This is a genomic window from Salmonella sp. SA15303 (assembly GCF_029962125.1).
Lineage (GTDB): Bacteria > Pseudomonadota > Gammaproteobacteria > Enterobacterales > Enterobacteriaceae > Salmonella > Salmonella enterica.
On sequence record NZ_CP123924.1, the window covers coordinates 3,066,334 to 3,091,444 of the forward strand.

A 25,111-nucleotide genomic window follows, 5' to 3' on the forward strand; every position below is an offset into this window, starting at 1 on the left:
CTTCATAACGATTTTTTTACAGACCATTGTGTAAATGTTAGGTTTATCTCACGGTAGGCCGATTACTGTCATCATCCTGATAAAACGGAAGGGGTTAATATGATTACGCTGTGGGGCCGGAACAACTCGACTAATGTTAAAAAAGTGTTGTGGACGCTTGAAGAGCTGGAACTGCCATACGATCAAATTCTGGCAGGCGGAAAATTCGGCGTTAACCAGGATGCCGACTATCTGGCGATGAATCCTAATGGGCTGGTGCCGCTGCTTAAAGATGATGAAACCGACCTGTTATTGTGGGAATCCAATGCCATTGTCCGCTATCTGGCGGCGCAATACGGCCAGAACCGGATATGGGTTGATAATCCGGCGCGGCGTGCGGAGGGCGAAAAATGGATGGACTGGGCGAATCAAACGTTAAGCCCGGCGCACCGTGTGATCCTGATGGGACTGGTCAGAACCCCGCCGGAAAAACGCGACCAGGCGGCAATTGAAGCCGGTATCGAAAAGTGTGATAGCCTGTTTGCGCTTCTTGATGACGCTCTGGCCCACCAGCCGTGGTTCTCAGGGGATAACTTTGGCACCGGCGATATCGCTATTGCGCCTTTCGTCTATAACCTGCTGAACGTGGGTCTGAAATGGACGCCGCGCCCGAATCTGGAGCGCTGGTATCAGCAGCTTACCGAGCGCCCAGCTTTTCGCAAAGTGGTGATGATCCCAGTCACCTAACGCGTAGCCGCGGCCTCAAGTGAAGGACTTACCTTGAGTAACTGCCCGTCGGACTCATCGGTTAACACATATAAGTAGCCGTCAGGTCCGACACGCACATCGTAGATACGTTGCTTTCTGTCACTAAAAATACAGTCTTCTTCCGTCACCGTATTGCCATTGACGCGCATCACAATAACCTCTTTATCTTTTAGCGCGCCGATAAACAGTTTATGCCGTCACGGCACAAAAACGTCGCTGATATAAAGGCCATCCCGCTAATTGCCGGAGAATCCTTCCAGTAGTAAACCGACTGCTCCGTTCCTTCGACAATTTCACCTTTGGTTTCCGGCACTTTCAGACCACTATAGTTGACGCCCCATGTGGCCAGCGGCCAGCCATAATTTTTGCCTTTTTTCGGTATGTTAATTTCATCGCCACCGCGCAGACCGTGTTCATGCAGCCATAGCGCGCCGCTCCAGGGATTGACTGCCAGTCCCTGCGGATTACGAATACCGGCATTGTACATGGCAAGATCAACAACCTGCTCTTTCATGCCGGGCTGACAGGCGCGGTATTCATAGTCGACCTGAAAGCTGCGGCAACATGCCTGACAGCGGTAATGCTGGTGCCCTGCACTCCCCGGACCATACTTTTTAACGGATGCCGTTTGCGCGCAAAACGGGCATTTCACATCGACTTTAGCCATCATAAATCCTGCGATAAAAGTCGGTATTCGAAACGATAATCACCGATTGAATACATGATCGTTTTCTGGGGATTTCACTGCATGTCATGATGGTTTACTCCTGCGATGAATAAGAGAACGGCGTTTAACCGTAAAATCAACATGCAGCGGGTCGAGAATAAAGATTATTAACGGAGTGATACCGACTTGAATCCGCCAAGTACTTTTTAGAGTATGTTCCATTCTTCGCGCCGGAATCCCTGAGTAATAGCCTGTCTGATCTAAAATGGAGATCAGAAAAATATGACACAAGCTGTTGCATAACATGGATAAAATGGGTAGTCATGCAAGCGAGATAAGACAATGAATGTATTCATTACTGATGCTGGTCGCTTATCGTGGTTACAGTGTGATCCTTTTTGCTCCGCTGGTAGCACTTGGCGCAGTTCTGTTCACCCGTCCAGTGACGGTCGCCCCGGTTTTCAGTGATATATTTATGGATAAGTTGATCGGTTTTGTAAAACTTTATTTTCCTGTCTTTCTGCTGGGTGCAGTATTTGGCAAGCTGATTGAATTTGCTGGTTTTTACTACTCAATTGTCAGTGCTGTGACCTGTATGGTGGGCCAGAACAAAGCCATGCCGATGATTATTCTTGTATGCGCTTTATTGACCTATGGAGGCGTATCATTGTTTGTGGTGGCGTTTGCCAATCTGTTCTTTACTTGGCTGATTCCACATATTTACGGTGATCAGTTTATGATAAATCTGCCGGGGCTGAAAAAACCGCTGTAAACGGGTTAACCTGATGACCACGGGGAGCAGGTATTAGCATCTACGTTACAACGGTTCCGACAATATGTCTGACCTGACCCCCTGTCAGCGGTCACCAGCGTCCTACCAGATCCGCCCCGGATCATGGTAGGGCGGTGACACCGTCAGCCTACATTTTGTAGTTATCTCGACGTGACAGGAATTCGGATAGGCCGAAATACTCAGTCTGACTGAGTCTATAAAAAAGCAGCACACTGTATTATACGTTAATTATGAGCCACAACGATGCACTTTGATATAAAAGATTTAAAATTATTCCTTGCTATCAGTGAAGAAGGGAGCTTAACACGTGGAGCGGAAAAAACTTACATGTCTGCCGCATCTGGTAGCGTGCGTATACGTAATCTTGAACAGAGTATCAATCTGAGATTGCTGTATCGTAGTAGCAAGGGGATAACGTTATCCTCTGCTGGTGAAACATTTAAACACCACGCCAGCCTTATTGTGAATCAGATGGAAATGTTACGTAGCGATATGCAGGAGCATGTTAAAGGCATCAAAGGACATGTCAGAATATTTTCCAGTATAACTGCTATTGCAGAGTATCTCCCCCCATTGTTGAGCCATTTCCTTACACTATATAACGATGTGAATATTGATCTCAGGGAGTATCCAAGTCCGGAAATTGTACGTTCTGTTATTGAGGGGAAAACTGATCTCGGAATTGTTGCTGGTAATATTACAACAGATAATCTTGAAATACTGCCGTTCCGTACTGATAGGCTAGTGCTTATCACCGCGACAGACCATCCCTTTGCTGACAGAAAAAGCGTGACCTTTCATGAATTAATTCAATATGAACAAATCAGCCTGCCTGAAGGGACAGGAATGTTTGAATTTATCCGAAAAAAGGCAGAACTAGTACCATCTAAACTGAAAATTAGAATACAGGTCGGCAACTTTGAAACATTTTGCCGTATGGTTGAAGCAAAAGTGGGCATTGGTATAATGCCTCACTCTGCTGCATCCCGTTTGCGTCAGTTGCATGAATTTTCGATTATTGATCTTGATGAATTTTGGTCATTAAGAAAATTACAAATCTGCGCCAGAAGCTTTGACAAATTACCCGGTTTCACACAAAAACTGGTTACTATGCTCACAGCTCAGACTGAGTGATAGCGTTACATCCCTGTATAATTTGGTCCGTTGCCACCTTCAGGCGTAGTCCAGGTTATATTTTGTTTAGGATCTTTAATGTCACAAACTTTACAGTGAATACAGTTCTGTGAATTTATTTGCAGACGCATGTTTTGTGTTTCACTATCCTGTAAAAATTCATATACTCCGGCAGGGCAATATCGTTCTTCGGGGCCACCATAAATATCCAGATTAATGGATATAGGGATATTCTGATCACTGATTTTCAAATGTACTGGCTGGTCGTCATCATGCCAGGTGTTACTGAGATAGACGGATGACAAAATATCAAACGTCAGTTTACCGTCAGGTTTGTCGTACAGTTTTTTCTGGCTTTTGTTGGCCGGTTGCAGAGTGATATTGTCCGGTCGGTTATTTTTTACACGCCAGGGGATTTTTTTTATACCCATTCGGGGAAGCAGCCAATGCTCAATGCCAGTCATGATAAAACCTATCACACGCCCTTTTTTAAACCAGGGTTTGAAATTACTACCATTTTCCAGTTCCTGCCAAAGCCAGCTCTGTCGCAGTAATGTTTGATATTCTGTCAGTATGTCGTTTTTCCTGTTGTCCAGCAAAGCATTAAATATAGCGTCAGCCGCTATCATACCACTTTTGATAGCTGTATGGATGCCCTTGATTCTACTTGCATTGAGCGTACCGGCATTACAACCAATCAGCAGACCACCAGGTAAACAGGGATCAGGCATAGACGCAATCCCGCCGTTGTTGATTGCTCTTGCGCCATAACCAATACGCTTACCCCGGTCAATGTATTTGCGTATAGAAGGGTGTGTTTTCAGGCGCTGCATTTCCTGAAAAGGGCTTAACCAGGGATTTGAATAATCAAGTCCCACAACCAAACCTAGTGCAATTTTATTATCATTAAGATGATAGAGAAACCCACCCCCGAACGACTCTTTATCCAGAGGCCAACCTGTGGTGTGAATTACAAGCCCCGGATGGGACTGGTCTGATGGAACCTCCCACAACTCTTTTATGCCTATGCTAAAACTCTGGGGTGCTTTGCCTGTATCAAGATGAAATTTTTTGATCAGTTCTTTAGCCAGACTACCGCGGGCCCCTTCGGCAAAAATTGTATATTTTGCCAGAATTTCTATTCCACTCTGGAACCCCTCTTTCTTGCTGCCATCCCGATGACGTCCCATATCACCAGTTACTACACCGATAATGTTAGTATCCTGATCATACAGTATCTCAGTTGCCGAAAAGCCTGCATAAATATCCACGCCTGACGTTTCTGCCTGACCGGCGAGCCATTTAATGAGATTACCGAGGCTTACGATAAAGTTTCCATGGTTGCGAAAATTATCAGGAATCAATGCATCCGGCAAATTAATACATTTTTCATTCGTCAGTAACAGTAATTTATCCTGAGTAACAGGCTGTTTAATGGGTGCGCCTCTTTCCTGCCAATCAGGAATTAGTTCATTCAGCGCTCGGGGATCCATGACTGCCCCACTGAGAATATGAGAACCAGGCTCAGCTCCTTTATCAAGGACGATAATGGACAGTTCTTTTCCTGCGTCATTTGCCTGTAATTTAAGTTTAAGAGCTGCAGATAATCCGGCGGGTCCTGCTCCCACAATAAGAACATCACATTCTATTGTCTCACGTGATTGCTGGGTATTAGAAAGTGTATCGTTCATTATTAACTCCTTAATTTTTCAGCACCGTAGGAACAGCTATATTATGTAAATAAAATTGCATTCATATTGTAACCAATGAAATAAATATCATAGTGATAAAACAGATGAAATGGTATAGGAATGTTCAACCTTAGAAAAAGGTGCCTATAAGACTATATAGCCAGTTATCAACTATTAAAAAAATGTCGATGATGATGAAGCATTCCATAACATTTATATTTAGCTTTCTCCCTCAGATGAAAAAGAATATACACAAATCATTTTTAAGCCGTTCATCATAATTGCAGGAAAAGTCCCTGTTTTCTTGGCATTCTATTATAGTTACCCGCGAGAAATAATCAGCCAACTGTCGGGTACAGAAGGGAGTGGCAATGACATGTTCAATCGAGACTATAATGACTCCGGACAGAGGTAACTGTTTCATAATATTTTTCCAATTGATTTGACATCAGAATGAACGTGGCATCTCCAGCACATGCTCAGCGATATAGCTCAGGATCAGGTTGGTAGATATGGGAGCAACCTGATATAAACGTGTTTCTCTAAACTTTCGTTCGATATCATACTCACAGGCAAAACCATATCCACCATGAAATTGCAGGCAGGCATTGGCTGCTTCCCAGCTGGCTTTCGCAGCAAGGTATTTCGCCATATTAGCCTGTGCTCCACAATCAAGATGCTGATCAAAAAGCTCGCACGCTTTAAAACGCATCAGATTAGCCGCTTCCACTGCAATAAATGCTTCTGCAATAGGAAACTGCACCCCCTGGTTCTGACCAATGGGACGACCAAAAACCTCACGCTCGCAGGTATAGCGGGTAACACGATCCATAAACCAATATCCATCGCCTATACATTCTGCCGCAATCAAGGTACGCTCTGCATTTAAACCATCAAGTATGTAATGAAAACCCATACCCTCTTCACCAATAAGATTTTCTTCGGGAATTTCCAGGTTGTCAAAAAAGAGCTCGTTGGTTTCATGATTGACCATATTGGGAATAGGTCGTACTGTCATTCCATTTTTCATAGCTTCTTTAATATCAACCATGAAAATAGACATCCCTTCGGATTTACGTTTTACATTTGCAAGCGGAGTAGTTCGAACCAGAAGAATCATCCAGTCTGAATGTTGAACACGTGAAATCCAGACTTTTTGTCCGTTTATCACATACCGGTCTTCTCTTTTTACAGCTGTAGTTTTAATTCTGGTGGTATCTGTACCTGCTGTGGGTTCTGTGACGCCCATCGACTGCAGGCGCCATTCACCAGTAGCTATCCGTGGCAGCCAGAATTCTTTCTGTTTATCGGATCCATGACGTAACAACGTATTCATGTTATACATCTGACCATGGCAGGCTCCAGAGTTTCCACCCGATCTATTGATCTCTTCCATGATAATAGATGCTTCAGTTAAACCAAGCCCTGACCCTCCAAATTCCTCCGGGATGAGCGCAGCCAGCCAACCAGCTTTGGTTAGTTTATTAACAAACTCTTCAGGATAGGCTTTTGCTTCATCTATCTTACGGTGATATTTATCATCAAATTCACTACATAATGAACGAACCGCATCACGAATATCCTGATATTTATCCTTTTCAATACTTTTCATAATTTTTTCCTCAATAAACCAGCGCCAACAGGGGGTAGAAAATGACCTTTTATCGGATGACCATCAGCAGATAGATCTGACTGGCGGTCGACAGGAAGAAAATAGAGCCAGTGCCATAATTCTGGCAGAACGCCCCCCCTCTTTAAAGATTTTGATGTCTTTATCCAGAGTGGCGGCCAGCAGCTTAGCGGGACCGGGGTTAAGATAATCGGTGTTGCGCAGAATGCCAGGCTGCCAAATTTGAATATCAGTATATTGCATAAAAGTTACCTTTAAGGAGGAAAAAATATGATTTATAATTTATCGATAAGTTCAGGTACAGCTTTGAAAATATCAGCTACCAAACCATAATCCGCAATAGAAAAGATAGGAGCGTCAGGATCCTTATTAATAGCGACAATGACGCCTGACTCTTTCATCCCGGCAAGATGTTGTATGGCGCCAGAAATTCCCAGAGCAATATAAAGTTGAGGCGCAACGATTTTTCCGGTCTGGCCAATCTGATAATCATTTGGTGCATAACCAGCATCTACAGCAGCCCGGCTTGCCCCCACGGCAGCGCCTAATTTATCTGCCAGGTTATCAACAAGTTCTTTGAATGCCTGTGCACTTCCTACTCCTCGTCCACCTGATACTACAACTCTGGCGGATTGTAAGTCTGGACGGTTACTTTTATTAACATGTTGGCTAATAAATTTTACCTGATCTGAACCAAGAACAACCTCTGTAAATTCAATGGGGGCTTTTCCCTCATCTTCCGCAACCGCAGCCGCAAATGAGGTAGGACGAACAGTTATCACTTTATATTCATCATCACTGTGTACTGTGGCAATAGCGTTACCCGCATAGATTGGACGTTCAAAGGTATGTTGATCAATGACACGCGTAATATCACTAATCTGAGATACATCAAGTTTTGCTGCTAAGCGTGGCGCACAGTTTTTTCCAAAAGAGCTTGCAGGAAAAAGAATGGACTGATAATGATTTTTCCCACTATTCAAAAAATAGCTGATCTGTTTTTCCACATTCTCTGCCAGAAGGTGTTCGAATAGTGGGCTGTCAGCAACAAATACAGTGGATATCCCCTGAATATGACTGGCTTTAACTGCAATACTTTCTATACCATATCCTAACATAAGTATATCTATATCACTATTAATGGCTTTTGCCGCAGTGATAGTACTGAGTGTTGAAGGTAAAAGAGTATTGCCGTTATGTTCAGCAATAACTAAAGAAGCCATATTTTCCTCCTTAAATTACTTTTTCTTCGTTTTTTAATTTATCTAGCAGCGTGTTAATATCTGGAACGATTATGCCTGCTTTCCTTCTTGCTGGCTCATCAACTTTAATAATAGTCAATCTGGATGACGGGTTAATACCAAGTGAATCGAAATCTATCTCCTTAACAGGTTTCTTTTTGGCTTTAATAACATTCGGCAAGCTGATATTCCTCGGTGTATTCAGACGTAGATCTGTAGTGAGTACTGCAGGCAGGGATAAATTTAACGTTTCTAATCCTCCATCAACCTCACGAACAGCAGTTAATGAATTATCAGAAATAGTAATTTCACTAACATTAGTGGCTTGGGGAAGATCGAGTAATGCTGCCAGCATTTGGCCTACCTGATTACAATCATCGTCAATAGCTTGCTTGCCTAATAATATAATATCGGGTTTTTCATTCCGGGTAATAGCGGTGATAGTTTTGGCCACAATTAGTGGTGTAAGAGAGTTTTTTGTTAATATGTGTATTGCCCTGTCTGCCCCTGCTGCCAGTGCTGTACGCAATACATCCCCTACACCTGTGTTTCCTATAGACACTACAACAACCTCACTGATTAATCCCCGTTCTTTTAAACGTACTGCTTCTTCAACTGCAATTTCATCAAATGGATTGATACTGAGTTTTGAATCAGAAATATCAACATCAGAATGATCTCGCTTTATTCTAATTCTAACGTTATGATCGACAACTTGTTTTACACAAACTAAAGCTTTCATTGGTGACTCCTTCATATATTTACTAAATGCTATGAGCCAAAATCCTTTTTGCTTTTTCCAGTAACGGTTTATCCACCATTTGCCCTTCATGACTGAACGCTCCATGGGGATATTGAGCCAGTCGCATAATCTGGGGAACCCACTCGATTTCTTGTTTTAAATAGCTGAATGCTCTGTTTACATGTGAAATTTGTGGAGGGTGAATACATACCTTGCCACTGAACCCCATTTTACAGGAGTGAATAGCATTTTGTATTGTCAACTCGTTTTTCATAAATTCAGTTGTGATACCGTCAACAGAAGGATATGATCCAGCCAGGCGTGAAGTTATTACAATTTTTGCACGTACAGCAATCAGTACTTTTTCATCATTACTCATGAAATTCAGAGCATTTTCTCTGGCAATTATTTTTTTCTCAGATGACACCGCATTTTCTAAATCAAGGATTACGCTATCAGCACAACTGCTATTTGCTTTTTCAAATCGTTCAGGTTGGTCCCCCGTAACGAAAAGAAAAAACCGTTCTAACGTTTGCATTCTCGTCTCTCATTTGAATGGAGCATCTGATAATTCAATATATCTTAAAAAAATAATTTTCTGAATTAGCTTTTATCTAACCCCCCATTAAAATTGGTTCAGGTTCGCTGATAACAGAAAGAAACATGTAATTTATTGTTACAATAACAAAGATAAAAATAAAATTTAATTATTTGATATAAATAACGTTTCAGAATAGTAAACGGCCGACATTCCGTACCTGTTTCAGGAGTGAATTCGACTATACCGTTCCCTAAGAACATCAACGATTGTCTGGTGAACCGAATTTAGTCACCTTTGGCGGAAAACAGGCTGGCATATAGGAGAGCATGACAACCCGGGTCATTCCCTCCGTGATTTTTTAGTAACACGCTGAAAAAGTATCTGAAACTTCATTCTGCAAGTGAGACTTTCCCCGAAGTCGATCGATACGTTTTATCTTGTGCCTGACCGATGCTACTCCTGACAAATCACGCCCAATACTGAATAAGTGTAAGAGATGCACCGTTAATCACTACACTGGTAGCCTCAATCAGAGATTGACGGCGGTAAAGGTGCAAAGGCTCCAGTATATTTTTAAAGGATTTTTGGCATAATGAACGAGCAGGCATAGTGATGATTTCCTTGAAAGTGTTAGCGCAATCAATTAGATCACATAACACTATGCCTGTCTTGGTTTGCTGGGGATTCCTCAGGAGTCGCCTCCCCTTGTTCAGACCTGTGTAAGCGGTGAATGTGCTTTCAGACTCTGAATACTCAGCGTCAAAGTTGTCAGACAGTTTTCAAGTTTATCTGCGTTGACGGCAATAAAGGTCGGACAATCATGGTGTCCGCTCATTAAACAAACGGCGGCGGCTGCAAGCGCGCCTTCGGCACGGCGCAGCGCGTTCCACTCTTCCTGATCGAGATGCAGTCCCTGCCGTAAAGCGTGATCGTGGAGCTCGCGATTCAGTTCAAAAAAATTGTCACGCAGAGTGTCACTTTCGCTGACTGACATATACCCCTTCGCTTTTCGCAATTGCAGATAAGCGGCAAGATCGATACGCGCGTTTATCAGCTTGTTGAGAAGATCGGTTCTCAGTCTGTCAACGACCATACCTTTTTTCCTCCTCTTTTCTACCAGGGTTCAACTTAATAGTATGGTCGTTTTTTAGACAAAGGGGTGTCAGAGATCAAGAATTTTCTTAGAATTGCCCTTTTTCACCTTTTGCTGATAACCACAACGGTTGATGCCGCCGCTCCTGATGAGATTGCGATACAATTTTTGTTCGGATATCTGTAGAATCCCTGCCCTGACCATTCCAATAAATGAACACTTTTTAAGCTATGAGTAATGTAACCCACCAGCCAAAGATCGGCTTCGTTTCCCTGGGCTGTCCGAAAAACCTCGTTGATTCGGAACGCATCCTGACTGAGCTGCGTACCGAAGGCTATGACGTTGTGCCACGCTATGACGATGCGGATATGGTTATCGTTAATACCTGTGGCTTTATTGACAGCGCGGTACAAGAGTCACTGGAAGCCATTGGCGAAGCGCTGAACGAAAACGGTAAGGTAATCGTCACCGGCTGCCTGGGCGCAAAAGAAGATCAGATCCGCGAAGTGCATCCGAAAGTACTGGAAATCACCGGGCCGCATAGCTATGAGCAAGTTCTGCAGCACGTACATCATTACGTACCGAAGCCGAAGCACAATCCATTTTTAAGCCTCGTACCGGAACAGGGTGTAAAACTGACGCCGCGCCATTATGCGTATCTGAAAATTTCTGAAGGCTGTAATCACCGCTGCACGTTCTGCATCATCCCGTCGATGCGCGGGGATCTGGTCAGCCGCCCGATTGGCGACGTATTAAGCGAAGCGAAACGTCTGGTTGATGCCGGGGTCAAAGAGATTCTGGTGATTTCGCAAGATACCTCCGCCTACGGCGTAGATGTGAAGCACCGCACCGGATTCCATAATGGCGAACCGGTGAAAACCAGTATGGTGAGCCTGTGCGAACAGTTATCAAAACTGGGCGTCTGGACACGTCTGCACTACGTCTACCCCTACCCACACGTTGATGATGTGATTCCGCTAATGGCGGAAGGCAAAATCCTGCCTTATCTGGACATTCCGCTGCAACATGCCAGCCCGCGGATTCTTAAACTGATGAAACGTCCCGGTTCCGTTGACCGCCAGCTGGCGCGCATTAAGCAGTGGCGCGAAATCTGCCCGGAACTGACCCTACGCTCCACCTTTATTGTCGGCTTCCCCGGCGAAACGGAAGAAGACTTCCAGATGCTGCTCGACTTCCTGAAAGAGGCGCGCCTCGATCGTGTAGGCTGCTTCAAGTACAGCCCGGTGGAAGGCGCAGGCGCGAATGAGCTGCCGGATCAGGTGCCGGAAGAGGTGAAAGAAGAGCGCTGGAACCGCTTTATGCAACTGCAACAGCAAATCTCCGCTGAGCGCTTGCAGGAAAAAGTGGGCCGCGAAATTCTGGTGATCGTTGATGAGGTTGACGAAGAAGGCGCTATCGGGCGTAGCATGGCGGATGCGCCGGAAATTGACGGCGCGGTCTATTTGAACGGCGAAACCAACGTCAAGCCGGGCGATATCGTGCGCGTGAAAGTGGAAAACGCCGACGAATATGATTTGTGGGGCAGTCGGGTTTAACGCCACCTCCCCCGGCGCGGGTGCCGGATGTGTTATCCCGCCTGACGAGCCCGTTCCAGGCCCGCCAGGCGTCAACGCCACCGGGCTGGCTTACCCCTTAATCTTCGGGTCCAGCGCATCGCGCAACCCGTCGCCTAACAGGTTAAACGCCAGCACAGTCAGGAAAATCGCCACCGCCGGGAAGAGCGCTACGTGCGGCGCGATGACCATATCCGCCCGCGCTTCATTGAGCATCGCTCCCCACTCCGGCGTTGGCGGCTGCGCGCCTAATCCGAGAAATGACAGGCTTGCCGCGGAAATAATTGACGTACCGATACGCATCGTAAAGAAAACCACAATTGACGAGACCGTTCCCGGCAATATATGGCTAAACAAAATCGTCGTGTCGCTGGCGCCGATACTGCGGGCAGACTCAATAAACGTCTGCTGTTTTAAGACCAGGGTATTTCCGCGCACCAGACGAGCAAACGCCGGAATAGAGAAAATCGCCACCGCAACGATCACATTAGCAATACCGCTGCCTAACACCGCCACAACGGCAATCGCCAGCAAAATGCCGGGGAAGGCGAACAGCACATCGCAAATGCGCATAATAAAACGATCCCACCAGCCTTCATAATATCCCGCCAGCAATCCCAACACCGTACCGATTATCGCGCCGATAAATACCGCGAACACGCCCGCCGCCAGTGAGATCTGCGCCCCAACGAGAACCCGGCTAAAGATGTCTCTTCCCAGCGAGTCAACGCCAAACCAGTGCTGCAAAGAGGGGCCATTGTTCAGGCTATCGTAGTCAAAATAGTTTTCCGCATCGTAGGGCGTCAGCCAACGGGCAAAAATCGCCACCAGAATTAACGCCAGTACGAATCCCCCGGCGACCAACGCGACATGCTGGCGGCGAAAACGACGCCAGAACTCCCGCCACGGCGTGCGTATCTGGTCGGGTTTTACCACCGGCATAGCATGTAAAATCGCCTGACGGCGCCAGTTAAATAATCGCATCCTTACTTATACCTGATAGCCGGATTAATGGCGGCATAGAGAACATCCACCACTAAGTTGATAAGAATAAATTCCAGAGAAAACAGCAGCACTTCTGCCTGAATCACGGGGTAGTCGCGCATGTCGACGGAGTCGACCAGTAATCGCCCAAGCCCCGGCCAGTTAAACACTTTTTCAACGACGATCGAGCCGCCAAGCAAAAAGCCAAATTGCAGTCCCATCATGGTGACGACCGGGATCATTGCATTGCGCAGGCCATGTTTTAACACCACCCACGTTTCACTGACGCCTTTCGCCCGCGCGGTCCTCATGTAATCCTCGCTCAGGACATCGACAAACGAGGAGCGCGTAAAACGCGCCATGACGGATGCCACCGCCGCGCCAAGCGTCAGGGAGGGTAAAATATAATGTTGCCAGCTATCCGCCCCCACGGTCGGTAGCCAGCCCAGATCCACGGAAAAAATCTGCATTAACAACATTCCCAGCGCAAAAGCCGGAAAAGAAATGCCGGTCACGGCAAGCGTCATTCCTAACCGGTCAGGCCAGCGATTACGCCACACGGCGGCGGCGATGCCGATCGCCATGCCAAACAGCACCGCCCATATCATACTGGTTATCGTCAGCCACAGCGTCGGCAAAAAGCGGCTGGCGATCTCCTCAGAAACCGGGCGGCGGGAAACCATTGACGTCCCGAAATCGCCTTGTAAAACATGGGTGATGTAATGCCAAAACTGGACATGAAGCGGCTGATCAAGCCCCAGCTGCTGACGAACCAGCGCGATCACCTGCGCGTCGGCTTCCGGTCCGGCTATCAGCCGCGCCGGGTCGCCGGGCAACAAATGAACAAATAAAAACACCAGCACTGCCACAATCAACAGCGTAGGAATTAATCCCAGCAGGCGCTTGAGAACATAGTTAAGCATCACACGAACCTTTTACCGGATGGCGGACAACGCGCGCGCCATCCAGCCCCATCGCATTACTTACTTCAAATCCGCATCGTCAAAGCTGAAACCGGTATCCGGCATAATCCAGAAACCGGTCAAATTTTTACTGTGCGCAGAAACCAATTTCTCCACCACCAACGGTATCCAGGGCGACTCTTTCCAGATAATATCCTGCGCCTCTTTGTACAATCGTGTTTTCTCCTGCGGATCGTTGGTCTTTAAGGCCGCCGCCAAATCGCTGTCGACCTGCTTGTTGCTGTAAAAAGCGGTATTAAACTGCGTCGGCGGCCAGTTTTGTGATGCGAAGAGCGGCGATAACGCCCAGTCAGCTTCGCCCGTCGACGCCGACCAGCCTGTATAGAACATTCGCACGCCGCTCTCTTTTTGCCCTTTGCCCTCGACTTCCGCGGCGCGCTGGCCGGCGTCCATCGCGGTTATCCGGGCTTTAACGCCAATCTGCGCCAGTTGCTGTTGGGTAAACTGCAACACTTTTTGCGCGGTGCTATGGTTGTGCGATGACCACAGCGTGGTACTGAAACCGTCTGGATACCCCGCCTCTTTCAACAGTTCGCGCGCTTTAGCCGGATCATAGGGCCACGGCTGATAGCTTTGCGCATAGGCTATCGACGGCGGCACCACGCCCGTCGCCGGCGTGGCGTATCCGGCAAACGCCACTTTAACCAGCGCCTGACGATTGATAGCGTAATTCAACGCCTCACGCACCTTAGGATTATCAAACGGCTTCTGCGTCACATTCATACTGATATAACGCTGCATAATGGACGGGCTGGCGACCAGTTCGAGGTTTTTATTTTTCGCCAGTAACGCGGCCTGCTCATAAGGGATAGGAAAAGCAAATTGCGCTTCGCCGGTTTGCAGCATCGCCGCGCGGGTATTGTTGTCAGTAACCGGACGCCAGGTAATAGAATCCAGCTTGGGTAAGCCCTGCTGCCAGTAACCGGCGAACTTTTTCACTTTGACAAAGTCGGTCTGATTCCAGGTTTCAAGCTGGTATGGACCGGTACCGACCGGATGAAAACCAATATCCTTGCCATATTTTTCCAGCGCTTGCGGCGAGATCATCGCCGTCGCCGGGTGCGCCAGAATATTAATGAAAGCGGAGAACGGCTGTTTCAGGGTAATTTTTACCGTTGCCGGATCGACAACCTCCGTTTTTGCGATATTTTTATACAGGTTATAACGCTTGAGGTGGTTATCCGGATTGCTGGCGCGATCGAGATTCGCTTTTACCGCCGCCGCATTAAAATCCGCGCCGTCCTGAAATTTCACCCCCTGCCGTAGGGTAATGGTGTAGGTCAGACCGTCATCAGAAACGGTATAGCCTTCCGCCAGGACGTTTTTTACCTTCATGTCTTTATCCAGGCCAAACAGCCCCTGATAAAATGACTTCGCCACCGCCTGCGAGAGTGTATCGTTGGCGTCATACGGATCGAGCGTGGTGAAATTAGACCCTACCGCCACCACCACATCTTTGGCCGCCAGGGCCGGAAAAGCCGCAATGGATGAGGCCAGTCCCAGCGCCGCCAGCCATTTATGCGTAATAAATTGCGTCATGTTGTTCTCCTGAAACCCTGCCTGTCTGAATGTTATAAGCGCGAGAGCGCATTATCCTGCAGCGGCCGCGCAACATAATGTCCCGGCCCGACCAACTGTAATGAAACGGCGGGCGTCTCTTCGCCACGTTTATGAATATTGCTGGGTATATCATCTGATAGCAGAACGCGCCGCGGCCGGTGTCTGGAGGGATCGGCAACCGGCACCGCCGCCATCAATTTACGCGTATAAGGATGCTGCGGATTTTCAAAAACGGCGCGCCGCGGCCCCATCTCAACAATTTGACCAAGATACATCACCGCCACGCGATGGCTAATTCGCTCCACGACCGCCATATCATGCGAAATAAACAGGTAGGCGATCCCCATTTCCCGTTGTAAATCGAGCAGTAAATTAATGATCTGCCCGCGAACGGAAACATCCAGCGCGGAGACCGCCTCATCGGCAATAATCACTTTAGGATTCAATGCCAGCGCGCGAGCTATGCAGATGCGCTGACGTTGACCGCCGGAAAACTCGTGCGGATAACGCCAGGCATGTTCAGGACGTAATCCGACACGCTCAAGCAACCAGGCCACGCGCTTTGCCGCAGCGTCCCCCTGCCCCAGGCCATGAATCCGTAAAGGTTCCATAATGGAATACCCCACGGTCTGGCGCGGGTCGAGCGAGGCGTAAGGGTCCTGGAAAATACACTGAATATCGCGGCGCAACGGCTGGAGTTTACCCGCAGACAGCGTGTCAATGCGCTGGCCGTTAAAGATAATCTCCCCCTGCCGGGATTCAACCAACCGCAGCAGCGCGCGTCCGGTCGTCGATTTTCCGCTACCGGACTCGCCCACCAGCGATAACGTTTCGCCGGGCCAGAGATCGAAACTGATATTCTCAACGGCATGAACTTCACGCGTAACGCGGTTAAAGAGACCGCTACGCAGCGGGAATCGCGTCACCAGCCCCCGAACCTGGAGAATAGGTTCGCCTTCCACCACCGTGTCTTGCTCAATCTGCGATTCATAAAGGGCCGGTTCGTCAGCGGAAATCAACGGGAAACGGCGTGGCAGCGAGTGGCCTCGCATCGCGCCAAGCTGAGGGACGGCGGCCAGTAACGTTTGGGTATAAGGATGCGTCGGCGCATGGAAAATCTGCTCTACGCTGCCGGTTTCCACGGCCTCGCCCTGATACATCACCAGCACGCGATCGGCGATATCCGCCACGACGCCCATGTCGTGGGTGATAAAAATCACGCCCATCGACATCTCTTGCTGCAACACTTTGATAAGTTGCAGAATTTGCGCCTGGATAGTGACATCCAGCGCCGTGGTGGGTTCATCGGCAATCAATACCGCCGGACGGCAGGATAGCGCCATCGCGATCATGACTCGCTGGCGCATCCCGCCGGAAAGCTGATGCGGATAACGCGATAAAATCGCCTGCGACTCCGGGATCCGTACCTGATCGAGCATACGTTTCGCTTCCGCCAGCGCCTCTTCGTGGCTGGCCCCCTGATGCAAACGAATAGATTCGGCAATTTGCTCGCCAACGGTAAATACCGGGTTGAGCGAGGTCATTGGCTCCTGGAAAATCATGGCGATATCCGCGCCGCGCACACGCCGCATCTGCGCGTCACTCTGCTCAGACAGCTCAATCACCTGACGATTACGCCGACGCAACAGCATTTCGCCGCAGCGCACGTTCGCGCCCGACTGCTCAATCAGCCGCATTAACGCCAGCGCCGTCACCGATTTTCCCGATCCCGACTCGCCGACAATCGCCAGAGTCTCTCCACGCTTCAGGCGTAATGACACATTACGCACGGCGTCTACCTGTTGCCCTTCGTGGTGAAACGCGATATTCAGGCCACTGACGGACAGAACATCGCGGCTATCCAGTTCATCGCTGTGCGGCACCTGCGGCTCCTTATTCCCGGTAAATTCCTGTGGTCGGCGTATCCCCGGCATATCCCCAGGCGCGATACATCCCTTCGCTGTTAAACGGCAACGCGACATTACCTTCGTGATCAACGGCGATTAATCCACCGCTGCCGCCCAGCGCCGGTAATTTTTCCATCACCACGCGCTCACAGGCGTCGGCAAGGCTGAGTCCGCCATATTCCATCAATGCGGCGATATCGTAAGCCGCGAGCGTGCGAATAAAGACCTCTCCCGTTCCGGTACAGGAAACGGCGACGCTGGCGTTGTTGGCATAACACCCGGCGCCGACCAGCGGGCTGTCGCCGACGCGCCCGGGCAATTTATTGGTCATCCCGCCGGTAGACGTTGCCGCCGCCAGATTGCCGAATTTATCCCGCGCCACCGCGCCGACTGTACCCATTTTTTTCGTTTCGTCCAGCGGCGCGCCGCTGTGATCGAGCGCCATTTCACCCGCCGCACGCGCCGCCAGCAATTGCTCGTAACGCGCCGGGGTGGAAAAGATATCCGGCGAAACGCGCGCCATCCCCTGTGAAAAGGCAAAGTTTTCCGCCCCTTCCCCCACCATGAGTACATGCGGGCTGCGCTCCATCACCAGCCTGGCAGCGAGCACAGGATGGCGAACATGACTCACGCCCGCGACGGCTCCGGCTTTCAGGGTATTGCCGTCCATCACGCAGGCATCCAGTTCATGAGTCCCGTCTCGGGTATAGACCGCGCCGATACCCGCATTGAAGAGCGGACACGCTTCCAGCAGGCGCACCGCTTCCGTCACTACATCAAGCGCGCTGTCACCCGCTTCCAGCATCTTTTGCCCGCTTTCAACAATCTCTGACAACGCCTGGATATAGCGTAGCTCCTGCTCATGGCTCATTTGCGCGCGAGCAATCGCGCCTGCGCCGCCGTGAATCGCAATCACTGCTTTATTCATTTTTAGGGTCCATTACGGTGGCACACAACTTTTACTATAACTATCAGAATTGTTGTGAGTTATTCATTCGATTTTTGAATATAGAAAGATGCGTAAGGTATGTAAAGGCGCAAGGCCGTCTCTAAGACCGAGGTAGCATACTGCCCGCCACTGTTTTCTGACATAATAGCCGGATTCGATTTTGCCTCGCAGGAGTATGTTCATGGAATTTTCCGCCGGATTGATGCCGCTTGAAACGGCGCTGACCCAGATGCTTTCACGTATTACCCCTCTCACCGCCGTAGAAACGTTGCCGCTGGTGAACTGCTTTGGCCGCATCCTGGCGACCGATATCGTATCTCCCCTTGATGTCCCCGGCTTTGATAATTCAGCTATGGATGGTTATGCGGTACGTGTGGCGGATTTGTCCGCCGATAAGCCGCTGCCCGTCGCCGGCAAAGCATTTGCCGGTCAGCCCTACCAGGGAGAGTGGCCTGCGGGAACCTGCATTCGCATTATGACCGGCGCCCCGGTACCGGCAGGTTGCGAGGCGGTAGTCATGCAAGAGCAGACGGAACAAACCGATGACGGCGTGCGTTTTACCGCCGATGTTCGTTGCGGACAAAACATCCGCCGCCGCGGCGAGGATATTCGCCAGGATGCGGTGGTCTTTCCGGCCGGTACGCGCCTGACTACTGCCGAACTGCCAGTGCTGGCGTCGCTGGGAATTGCCGATGCGCAGGTTGTACGTAAAGTGCGCGTAGCGCTGTTCTCGACCGGCGACGAGCTCCAGCTTCCGGGCCAGCCGCTGGAGGCGGGACAAATTTATGACACTAACCGTCTAACTATACATTTGATGCTGCAACAGCTTGGCTGCGAAGTGATCAATTTAGGCATTATTCCTGACGATCCCGGTAAGCTTCGCGCCGCGTTTATCGACGCCGACAGCCAGGCCGATGTAGTGATAAGCTCCGGCGGCGTCTCGGTTGGTGAAGCGGACTATACCAAAACCATCCTTGAGGAGCTGGGCGAAATCGCCTTCTGGAAGCTGGCTATCAAGCCAGGCAAACCGTTTGCCTTCGGCAAGCTCAGTAATAGCTGGTTCTGTGGCCTGCCGGGGAATCCAGTCTCTGCGGCGCTCACGTTTTATCAACTGGTTCAGCCCTTACTGGCGAAGCTTGGCGGCAACACGGCAAGCGCAGTGCCGCCGCGCCAGCGTGTACGCACAGCATCTCGCCTGAAGAAAACGCCGGGGCGTCTCGATTTCCAGCGCGGCATTCTGCAACGTAGCGCCAACGGCGAACTGGAGGTCACGACCACCGGACACCAGGGTTCACATATTTTCAGCTCGTTTAGTCTGGGCAACTGCTTTATTGTGCTGGAGCGTGAACGCGGCAATGTTGAGCCGGGAGAATGGGTGGAAGTCGAGCCGTTTAATGCTCTGTTCGGAGGCCTGTAATGGCGGAACTTAGCGACCAGGAGATGCTGCGCTATAACCGACAAATTATTCTGCGCGGCTTCGATTTTGAAGGGCAGGAAGCGTTAAAAGATGCGCGGGTATTAGTGGTCGGGCTGGGCGGGCTCGGCTGCGCGGCAACGCAGTATCTGGCTGGCGCTGGCGTCGGGCAACTGACGCTACTCGATTTTGATACCGTTTCCGTTTCCAATCTCCAGCGTCAAACCTTGCACAGCGACGCCACGGTCGGGCAGCCGAAGGTAGAGTCCGCCCGCGACGCGCTGGCGCGTATCAACCCACATATTACCATTACGCCCGTTAACGCGCGGCTGGACGACGACGCTATGACCAGCCTGATTGCCGGGCATTCGCTGGTGCTGGACTGTACCGATAACGTTAGCGTACGTAATCAACTTAACGCCGGGTGCTATACCGCGAAAGTGCCGCTAATCTCCGGCGCGGCCATTCGTATGGAAGGACAAGTTACCGTCTTTACGTATCGGGAAAACGAACCCTGTTACCGCTGCCTGAGCCGTCTGTTTGGCGAAAACGCTCTGACCTGCGTAGAGGCAGGGGTGATGGCGCCGCTGATTGGCGTGATCGGTTCGCTACAGGCAATGGAGGCCATTAAGCTGCTGGCGCATTACGGTCAGCCCGCTAGCGGAAAAATCGTCATGTACGATGCGATGACCTGTCAGTTCCGCGAAATGAAGTTAATGCGCAACCCCGGCTGTGAAGTCTGCGGACAGTAGCCACTTTACGGATAAACATACCAAAGCACGGTTTATGGCCGTGCTGTATCAACAGATAATTACTGCCATCAGACGAAAAGCCAGCTTACCCAAGCTCCGACTGACGATCGGCTCAAGCAGCGCGGCATCATCTTAAACGCCATATCACAGCCTCAAACCGTGATGTTGTACCTCATTTAACGCCTCTTTGTCAGAACCTCTCCATTCGTTGACGCACATCAAGATAACTTTCATTCGAAAGTAATTTAATCTTTATATGAAATAAGAGAGGCCGTTTATGATCTTCAATATTCAGCGCTATTCTACCCACGATGGCCCCGGTATCCGTACCGTAGTATTTCTCAAAGGCTGTTCGTTGGGCTGTCGCTGGTGCCAGAACCCGGAAAGCCGCGCCCGCGCTCAGGATCTGTTATACGACGCGCGGCTGTGTCTCGAAGGATGCGACCTGTGCGCGCAAGCCGCGCCGGACGTCATTGAGCGCGCGCTAAACGGCCTGCTCATCCATCGCGAGAAACTGACCGACGCCCATTTTTCCATCCTGGCGCATTGCTGCCCCACACAGGCGTTAACCGTGTGCGGCGAAATAAAAAGCGTGGATGAGATCATGGCGACGGTACTGCGCGATAAACCTTTTTACGATCGCAGCGGCGGCGGTCTTACACTTTCCGGCGGCGAACCGTTTATGCAGCCGGAGCTGGCGGCAGAGCTGTTTAAAGCCAGCCATGACGCCGGTATTCATACAGCGGTTGAGACCTGTCTGCATGTTCCATGGAAATACATTGCGCCCTCACTGCCTTATATCGATCTGTTTCTGGCTGATTTGAAGCATGTCGCCGACGGGCCGTTTAAGCGGTGGACCGATGGCAGCGCCTCGCGGGTGTTGGAAAATCTCAGGAAACTCGCCGCCGCGGGCAAAAAAATGGTGATTCGCGTCCCGCTGATTCAGGGATTTAATGCCGATGAGGAGGCCATTAAAGCCATTACCGACTTTGCCGCCGACGAACTGCACGTCGGGGAAATTCATTTTCTGCCCTACCACACGCTGGGCATTAATAAATACCACTTACTCAGTCAGCCCTATCATGCCCCGGATAAACCACTGGATGCGCCGGCGTTACTTGATTTTGCCCAGAAGTACGCCTGCCAAAAAGGTTTAACCGCGACCCTACGAGGATAATTATCATGACCCAACTGAAACTGGACACGCTCAGTGACCGCATTAAGGCGCACAAAACCGCGCTGGTACATATCGTGAAACCGCCGGTCTGTACCGAACGCGCGCAGCATTATACCGAAATGTATCAGCAGCATCTGGATAAACCGATTCCGGTACGCCGCGCGCTGGCGCTGGCCCATCACCTGGCGGAACGCACTATCTGGATAAAACACGATGAACTGATCGTCGGCAACCAGGCAAGTGAAGTCCGCGCCGCGCCGATTTTCCCGGAATATACCGTCTCGTGGATTGAAAAAGAGATCGACGACCTGGCAGACCGGCCCGGCGCAGGTTTTTCCGTAAGTGAAGAAAACAAACGTATTCTGCACGACGTCTGTCCATGGTGGCGCGGTCAAACCGTCCAGGATCGCTGCTACGGCATGTTTACCGATGAACAAAAAGGGCTTCTGGCGACTGGCATTATCAAAGCCGAAGGCAATATGACTTCCGGCGATGCGCACCTGGCGGTGAACTTCCCGCTGCTGCTGGAAAAAGGGCTTGATGGCCTGCGCGATAAAGTCGCCGAGCGCCGCTCACGCATCAACCTGACCGTGCTGGAAGATCTGCATGGCGAGCAGTTCCTGAAGGCGATTGATATTGTGCTGGACGCGGTAAGCCAGCACATCACGCGCTTTGCCGCGCTGGCGCGCCAGATGGCGGGCGAAGAGTCCCGTGAAAGCCGTCGTAAAGAGCTACTTACCATCGCCGAAAACTGCGAGGTGATCGCCCACCAACCGCCGCAGACCTTCTGGCAAGCACTGCAATTGTGCTACTTCATCCAACTGATTCTACAAATTGAGTCTAACGGTCACTCGGTGTCATTTGGTCGTATGGACCAGTATCTTTACCCCTATTATCGTCGCGATGTCGAACTAAACCAGACGCTGGATCTTGAGCACGCCATTGAACTGCTGCACAGCTGCTGGCTGAAACTGCTGGAAGTAAACAAGATCCGCTCCGGTTCGCACTCTAAAGCTTCCGCGGGCAGCCCGCTGTATCAAAACGTCACCATTGGCGGTCAGAATCTCATCAACGGTCAGCCAGTGGACGCAGTGAATCCGCTGTCTTACGCCATTCTGGAGTCCTGCGGACGTTTGCGTTCTACCCAGCCCAACCTCAGTGTGCGTTATCACGCCGGAATGAGTAACGATTTCCTTGACGCCTGCGTCCAGGTCATCCGCTGCGGCTTTGGGATGCCGGCGTTTAACAATGATGAAATCGTCATCCCGGAATTTATCAAGTTGGGGATCGAACCACAGGACGCTTACGATTACGCGGCGATCGGCTGTATCGAAACCGCCGTCGGCGGGAAATGGGGTTATCGCTGCACCGGCATGAGCTTTATTAACTTCGCCCGCGTCATGCTGGCGGCGCTGGAAGGCGGTCGCGACGCCACCAGCGGCAAGGTATTTCTGCCGCAGGAAAAGGCGCTCTCCGCAGGCAACTTTAACAATTTTGACGAAGTGATGGCCGCCTGGGATACCCAAATTCGCTACTACACGCGCAAATCGATCGAAATTGAGTATGTGGTCGACACCATGTTGGAAGAGAACGTCCACGATATTCTGTGCTCAGCGCTGGTAGACGACTGTATTGAACGCGCGAAGAGTATCAAGCAAGGCGGCGCTAAATATGACTGGGTATCCGGTCTTCAGGTCGGTATCGCCAACCTGGGCAACAGCCTCGCCGCCGTGAAAAAACTGGTCTTCGAACAGGGCGTTATCGGTCAACAGCAGCTTGCCGCCGCGCTGGCCGATGACTTTGACGGGCTGACCCATGAGCAGCTGCGCCAGCGTCTGATTAACGGCGCGCCGAAGTACGGTAACGACGATGACAGTGTCGATACCCTGCTGGCGCGCGCTTATCAGACCTATATTGATGAGCTGAAGCAATATCATAACCCGCGCTACGGTCGTGGCCCTGTCGGCGGCAACTATTACGCCGGTACGTCCTCTATCTCAGCAAACGTGCCGTTTGGCGCCGCGACTATGGCTACCCCGGATGGTCGCAAAGCGCATACACCGCTGGCGGAAGGCGCAAGCCCTGCATCGGGTACGGATCATCTCGGCCCGACGGCGGTGATTGGTTCCGTAGGCAAATTACCTACCGGTTCCATTCTCGGCGGCGTGCTGCTCAACCAGAAACTGAACCCAACGACGCTGGAAAACGAATCCGACAAACAGAAACTGATGGTTCTGCTACGGACGTTCTTTGAGGTGCATAAAGGCTGGCATATCCAGTACAACATCGTGTCACGCGAAACGCTGCTGGATGCGAAAAAACATCCGGACCAGTACCGCGATCTGGTCGTGCGTGTGGCAGGCTACTCCGCCTTCTTCACCGCGCTGTCGCCGGATGCGCAGGACGATATCATCGCCCGTACCGAACATATGCTGTAATTTGCCCAGGCGCCATCGGCAATATGTCCGAACTGCCTGATGGCGCTACGTTTAACAGGCCTGCGCAGGCCTGTTAATCAGAAGGGATCGGTGCCGTCAAGCACGGCCTGAATGACGTTGAGCGCGCCTTGATGGTTATTATCATCAGTGTGATAACGTGAAAGCGCTTTGATATTGTCTGCGGCATTGCCCATGGCAAAAGAGTAATGCGCCATTTTCAACATTTCCGCATCATTACCGCTGTCGCCAATGGCGACGACATTCTGTGGCGACCTGTTCCAGCGCTTTAACAGACGACTGATGCCATTCGCTTTATGCAGTCCCGGGATAATCAGGTCGATAAAACCGAAGCCACTGGTGACGGGCTTCATGATGCCATCCAAAGATACGTGCAGTTTGTCGATAACCAGCGGAATTTGTTCATCGGGCAAATTCAGGGAGAACTTAAACAGGATATCGTCAATGTCGTGATAATCGTTTACCGGCTGCAGGCGGTGATAATGTTTGGCCATCAGCGCCACGAAAGTCTCGGGAGCGTTTTTGCTGACATAAGCGCTTTTCAGACCGCAGGCGACGAAGTTAAGCTGCTTATCCTTCAGCAGTTCGCCAATCACAATCCGCGATTCATGCCGGGTTAGCTCCCCGTGAAACAACTGCTTGCCATGTTCATACACCAGCGCGCCATTTTCTGCGACAAAGGAAATTTCGTCTTTCAGCTCGGGGAAGAAGGAGATCAACTGGTAGTACTGATTACCGCTGGCGACCACAAATTCGATATTACGTTTTTTCAGTTCCTGGTATTGCGCCATGAAGCGTACACGATCGTACTGCTTGGCATCGTCGAGAAAAGTGCCGTCCATATCTGTAACGACAACGTTAACGGTCATACTTAAGCTCCTGGCTGTAACTGCGACCAGAAACATTTTAATAACAATGTGAGCAGAACCACAAATTTATTTCGAATGAAAAGTGGCTGAACGAAAGGAATAGCCGCATAAGACATTAAGGCGTCCTGGCCACCTTACGTTTTCCTCTCGCTTCCCTCTTTGTGCGCTCCTGCAATATTTTAAACTTGCATTAACCTTATTTTAACT

Annotated in this window: 23 protein-coding genes and 2 pseudogenes; 8 read left to right on the top strand and 17 right to left on the bottom strand. The window is 50.1% G+C overall.

Annotated features, from left to right (window positions below; all coding sequences use genetic code 11):
• Positions 1-99 precede the first annotated feature (99 nt).
• On the top strand, positions 100-726 hold the full coding sequence (locus QEN31_RS15130) for a glutathione S-transferase family protein (RefSeq protein WP_023137802.1): 627 nt from the start codon (positions 100-102) through the stop codon (positions 724-726).
• Here the strand turns inward: QEN31_RS15130 and QEN31_RS25430 are convergent.
• The 3 genes and pseudogenes from QEN31_RS25430 to QEN31_RS15140 form a co-directional block, all read right to left on the bottom strand.
• The gene (locus tag QEN31_RS25430; protein ID WP_020437980.1) at positions 723-896 is read right to left on the bottom strand and encodes a PQQ-dependent sugar dehydrogenase; all 174 of its coding nucleotides are present in this window, start codon (positions 894-896) and stop codon (positions 723-725) included. The genes QEN31_RS15130 and QEN31_RS25430 overlap by 4 nt on opposite strands.
• 20 nt (positions 897-916) lie before the next feature.
• Positions 917-1,234 carry a PQQ-dependent sugar dehydrogenase gene (locus QEN31_RS25435; RefSeq protein WP_371063905.1) on the bottom strand — a complete coding sequence of 106 codons (318 nt, stop codon included), beginning with the start codon at positions 1,232-1,234 and terminating at the stop codon, positions 917-919.
• Positions 1,211-1,414 (bottom strand): annotated as a pseudogene (locus QEN31_RS15140) (IS1 family transposase); the annotation flags it as partial. The gene QEN31_RS25435 and the pseudogene QEN31_RS15140, both read right to left, overlap by 24 nt.
• A 346-nt stretch (positions 1,415-1,760) precedes the next feature.
• Between QEN31_RS15140 and QEN31_RS15145 the strand changes: the two are divergent.
• Both QEN31_RS15145 and QEN31_RS15150 read left to right on the top strand, forming a co-directional pair.
• On the top strand, positions 1,761-2,186 hold the full coding sequence (locus QEN31_RS15145; RefSeq protein ID WP_000287110.1) for a GntP family permease: 426 nt from the start codon (positions 1,761-1,763) through the stop codon (positions 2,184-2,186).
• Positions 2,187-2,450: 264 nt separating this feature from the next.
• Positions 2,451-3,341, top strand: coding sequence for a LysR family transcriptional regulator (locus QEN31_RS15150; RefSeq protein ID WP_000545335.1), 891 nt, complete (start codon positions 2,451-2,453; stop codon positions 3,339-3,341).
• A 5-nt stretch (positions 3,342-3,346) separates the two neighbouring features.
• On the opposite strand, the gene QEN31_RS15155 is transcribed toward QEN31_RS15150, so the two are convergent.
• The 8 genes and pseudogenes from QEN31_RS15155 to bssR form a co-directional block, all read right to left on the bottom strand.
• On the bottom strand, positions 3,347-5,032 hold the full coding sequence (locus tag QEN31_RS15155; protein ID WP_001000306.1) for an electron transfer flavoprotein-ubiquinone oxidoreductase: 1,686 nt from the start codon (positions 5,030-5,032) through the stop codon (positions 3,347-3,349).
• Between the two features lie 448 nt (positions 5,033-5,480).
• Entirely contained in the window at positions 5,481-6,644 is a 1,164-nt protein-coding gene (locus QEN31_RS15160) for an acyl-CoA dehydrogenase family protein (RefSeq protein ID WP_000835387.1), read from the bottom strand.
• A gap of 63 nt (positions 6,645-6,707) precedes the next feature.
• Entirely contained in the window at positions 6,708-6,905 is a 198-nt protein-coding gene (locus tag QEN31_RS15165) for a hypothetical protein (RefSeq protein ID WP_001200424.1), read from the bottom strand.
• A 32-nt stretch (positions 6,906-6,937) separates the two neighbouring features.
• Positions 6,938-7,885, bottom strand: a complete 948-nt coding sequence (locus QEN31_RS15170; RefSeq protein WP_000157776.1) for an electron transfer flavoprotein subunit alpha/FixB family protein — start codon at positions 7,883-7,885, stop codon at positions 6,938-6,940.
• 10 nt (positions 7,886-7,895) lie between these two features.
• Entirely contained in the window at positions 7,896-8,645 is a 750-nt protein-coding gene (locus QEN31_RS15175; protein ID WP_001521753.1) for an electron transfer flavoprotein subunit beta/FixA family protein, read from the bottom strand.
• Between the two features lie 22 nt (positions 8,646-8,667).
• A complete protein-coding gene (locus QEN31_RS15180) occupies positions 8,668-9,183 on the bottom strand; it encodes an STM0854 family CoA ester lyase (protein ID WP_001521476.1) in 516 nt (171 codons plus the stop codon).
• Between the two features lie 325 nt (positions 9,184-9,508).
• A pseudogene (locus QEN31_RS15185) lies at positions 9,509-9,794 on the bottom strand (IS4-like element ISEc60 family transposase); the annotation flags it as partial.
• A 101-nt stretch (positions 9,795-9,895) separates the two neighbouring features.
• Positions 9,896-10,279 (bottom strand): biofilm formation regulator BssR, encoded by a 384-nt coding sequence (gene bssR / locus QEN31_RS15190; protein WP_000259651.1) that lies wholly within the window; start codon positions 10,277-10,279, stop codon positions 9,896-9,898.
• Between the two features lie 230 nt (positions 10,280-10,509).
• Between bssR and rimO the strand changes: the two genes are divergently transcribed.
• A complete protein-coding gene (rimO, locus tag QEN31_RS15195; protein ID WP_000073317.1) occupies positions 10,510-11,835 on the top strand; it encodes a 30S ribosomal protein S12 methylthiotransferase RimO in 1,326 nt (441 codons plus the stop codon).
• A 90-nt stretch (positions 11,836-11,925) separates the two neighbouring features.
• Here the strand turns inward: rimO and gsiD are convergent, their stop codons facing one another.
• Genes gsiD through iaaA form a run of 5 tightly spaced genes read right to left on the bottom strand, consistent with a single transcriptional unit; the run spans position 11,926 to position 18,215 of the window.
• Positions 11,926-12,837, bottom strand: a complete 912-nt coding sequence (gene gsiD, locus QEN31_RS15200; RefSeq protein WP_001236024.1) for a glutathione ABC transporter permease GsiD — start codon at positions 12,835-12,837, stop codon at positions 11,926-11,928.
• A gap of 2 nt (positions 12,838-12,839) precedes the next feature.
• Entirely contained in the window at positions 12,840-13,760 is a 921-nt protein-coding gene (gene gsiC / locus QEN31_RS15205) for a glutathione ABC transporter permease GsiC (RefSeq protein WP_000936064.1), read from the bottom strand.
• A gap of 60 nt (positions 13,761-13,820) precedes the next feature.
• Positions 13,821-15,359, bottom strand: a complete 1,539-nt coding sequence (gene gsiB / locus QEN31_RS15210) for a glutathione ABC transporter substrate-binding protein GsiB (protein ID WP_000191434.1) — start codon at positions 15,357-15,359, stop codon at positions 13,821-13,823.
• 32 nt (positions 15,360-15,391) lie between these two features.
• Positions 15,392-17,263, bottom strand: coding sequence for a glutathione ABC transporter ATP-binding protein GsiA (gene gsiA / locus QEN31_RS15215; RefSeq protein WP_001120598.1), 1,872 nt, complete (start codon positions 17,261-17,263; stop codon positions 15,392-15,394).
• Between the two features lie 10 nt (positions 17,264-17,273).
• Positions 17,274-18,215, bottom strand: coding sequence for a beta-aspartyl-peptidase (gene iaaA / locus QEN31_RS15220; RefSeq protein WP_001030503.1), 942 nt, complete (start codon positions 18,213-18,215; stop codon positions 17,274-17,276).
• Between the two features lie 202 nt (positions 18,216-18,417).
• Between iaaA and moeA the strand changes: the two genes are divergently transcribed.
• The 4 genes from moeA (at position 18,418) to QEN31_RS15240 (ending at position 24,017) form a co-directional block, all read left to right on the top strand.
• Positions 18,418-19,653 carry a molybdopterin molybdotransferase MoeA gene (moeA, locus tag QEN31_RS15225; protein WP_000395790.1) on the top strand — a complete coding sequence of 412 codons (1,236 nt, stop codon included), beginning with the start codon at positions 18,418-18,420 and terminating at the stop codon, positions 19,651-19,653.
• On the top strand, positions 19,653-20,402 hold the full coding sequence (gene moeB / locus QEN31_RS15230) for a molybdopterin-synthase adenylyltransferase MoeB (RefSeq protein WP_000829280.1): 750 nt from the start codon (positions 19,653-19,655) through the stop codon (positions 20,400-20,402). The genes moeA and moeB overlap by 1 nt, the downstream gene beginning before the upstream one ends.
• A gap of 277 nt (positions 20,403-20,679) precedes the next feature.
• Positions 20,680-21,579 carry a glycyl-radical enzyme activating protein gene (locus tag QEN31_RS15235; protein WP_052944356.1) on the top strand — a complete coding sequence of 300 codons (900 nt, stop codon included), beginning with the start codon at positions 20,680-20,682 and terminating at the stop codon, positions 21,577-21,579.
• Between the two features lie 5 nt (positions 21,580-21,584).
• The gene (locus QEN31_RS15240; RefSeq protein ID WP_064239891.1) at positions 21,585-24,017 is read left to right on the top strand and encodes a glycyl radical protein; all 2,433 of its coding nucleotides are present in this window, start codon (positions 21,585-21,587) and stop codon (positions 24,015-24,017) included.
• 77 nt (positions 24,018-24,094) lie between these two features.
• On the opposite strand, the gene QEN31_RS15245 is transcribed toward QEN31_RS15240, so the two are convergent.
• On the bottom strand, positions 24,095-24,904 hold the full coding sequence (locus tag QEN31_RS15245) for a Cof-type HAD-IIB family hydrolase (RefSeq protein WP_000217910.1): 810 nt from the start codon (positions 24,902-24,904) through the stop codon (positions 24,095-24,097).
• Positions 24,905-25,111: the final 207 nt, after the last annotated feature.

Bases quoted from the DNA above. Each gene is read 5' to 3' on its own strand.
- bssR (WP_000259651.1), bottom strand. From the start codon at position 10,279: ATGGTCGTTGACAGACTGAGAACCGATCTTCTCAACAAGCTGATAAAC.
- QEN31_RS15130 (WP_023137802.1), top strand. From the start codon at position 100: ATGATTACGCTGTGGGGCCGGAACAACTCGACTAATGTTAAAAAAGTG.
- QEN31_RS15150 (WP_000545335.1), top strand. From the start codon at position 2,451: ATGCACTTTGATATAAAAGATTTAAAATTATTCCTTGCTATCAGTGAA.
- iaaA (WP_001030503.1), bottom strand. From the start codon at position 18,215: ATGAATAAAGCAGTGATTGCGATTCACGGCGGCGCAGGCGCGATTGCT.
- gsiB (WP_000191434.1), bottom strand. From the start codon at position 15,359: ATGACGCAATTTATTACGCATAAATGGCTGGCGGCGCTGGGACTGGCC.
- QEN31_RS25430 (WP_020437980.1), bottom strand. From the start codon at position 896: ATGCGCGTCAATGGCAATACGGTGACGGAAGAAGACTGTATTTTTAGT.
- QEN31_RS25435 (WP_371063905.1), bottom strand. From the start codon at position 1,234: ATGTACAATGCCGGTATTCGTAATCCGCAGGGACTGGCAGTCAATCCC.
- moeB (WP_000829280.1), top strand. From the start codon at position 19,653: ATGGCGGAACTTAGCGACCAGGAGATGCTGCGCTATAACCGACAAATT.
- gsiC (WP_000936064.1), bottom strand. From the start codon at position 13,760: ATGCTTAACTATGTTCTCAAGCGCCTGCTGGGATTAATTCCTACGCTG.
- QEN31_RS15165 (WP_001200424.1), bottom strand. From the start codon at position 6,905: ATGCAATATACTGATATTCAAATTTGGCAGCCTGGCATTCTGCGCAAC.
- gsiD (WP_001236024.1), bottom strand. From the start codon at position 12,837: ATGCGATTATTTAACTGGCGCCGTCAGGCGATTTTACATGCTATGCCG.
- QEN31_RS15240 (WP_064239891.1), top strand. From the start codon at position 21,585: ATGACCCAACTGAAACTGGACACGCTCAGTGACCGCATTAAGGCGCAC.
- QEN31_RS15235 (WP_052944356.1), top strand. From the start codon at position 20,680: ATGATCTTCAATATTCAGCGCTATTCTACCCACGATGGCCCCGGTATC.
- QEN31_RS15180 (WP_001521476.1), bottom strand. From the start codon at position 9,183: ATGCAAACGTTAGAACGGTTTTTTCTTTTCGTTACGGGGGACCAACCT.
- rimO (WP_000073317.1), top strand. From the start codon at position 10,510: ATGAGTAATGTAACCCACCAGCCAAAGATCGGCTTCGTTTCCCTGGGC.
- moeA (WP_000395790.1), top strand. From the start codon at position 18,418: ATGGAATTTTCCGCCGGATTGATGCCGCTTGAAACGGCGCTGACCCAG.
- QEN31_RS15155 (WP_001000306.1), bottom strand. From the start codon at position 5,032: ATGAACGATACACTTTCTAATACCCAGCAATCACGTGAGACAATAGAA.
- QEN31_RS15245 (WP_000217910.1), bottom strand. From the start codon at position 24,904: ATGACCGTTAACGTTGTCGTTACAGATATGGACGGCACTTTTCTCGAC.
- QEN31_RS15170 (WP_000157776.1), bottom strand. From the start codon at position 7,885: ATGGCTTCTTTAGTTATTGCTGAACATAACGGCAATACTCTTTTACCT.
- QEN31_RS15145 (WP_000287110.1), top strand. From the start codon at position 1,761: ATGTATTCATTACTGATGCTGGTCGCTTATCGTGGTTACAGTGTGATC.
- QEN31_RS15160 (WP_000835387.1), bottom strand. From the start codon at position 6,644: ATGAAAAGTATTGAAAAGGATAAATATCAGGATATTCGTGATGCGGTT.
- QEN31_RS15175 (WP_001521753.1), bottom strand. From the start codon at position 8,645: ATGAAAGCTTTAGTTTGTGTAAAACAAGTTGTCGATCATAACGTTAGA.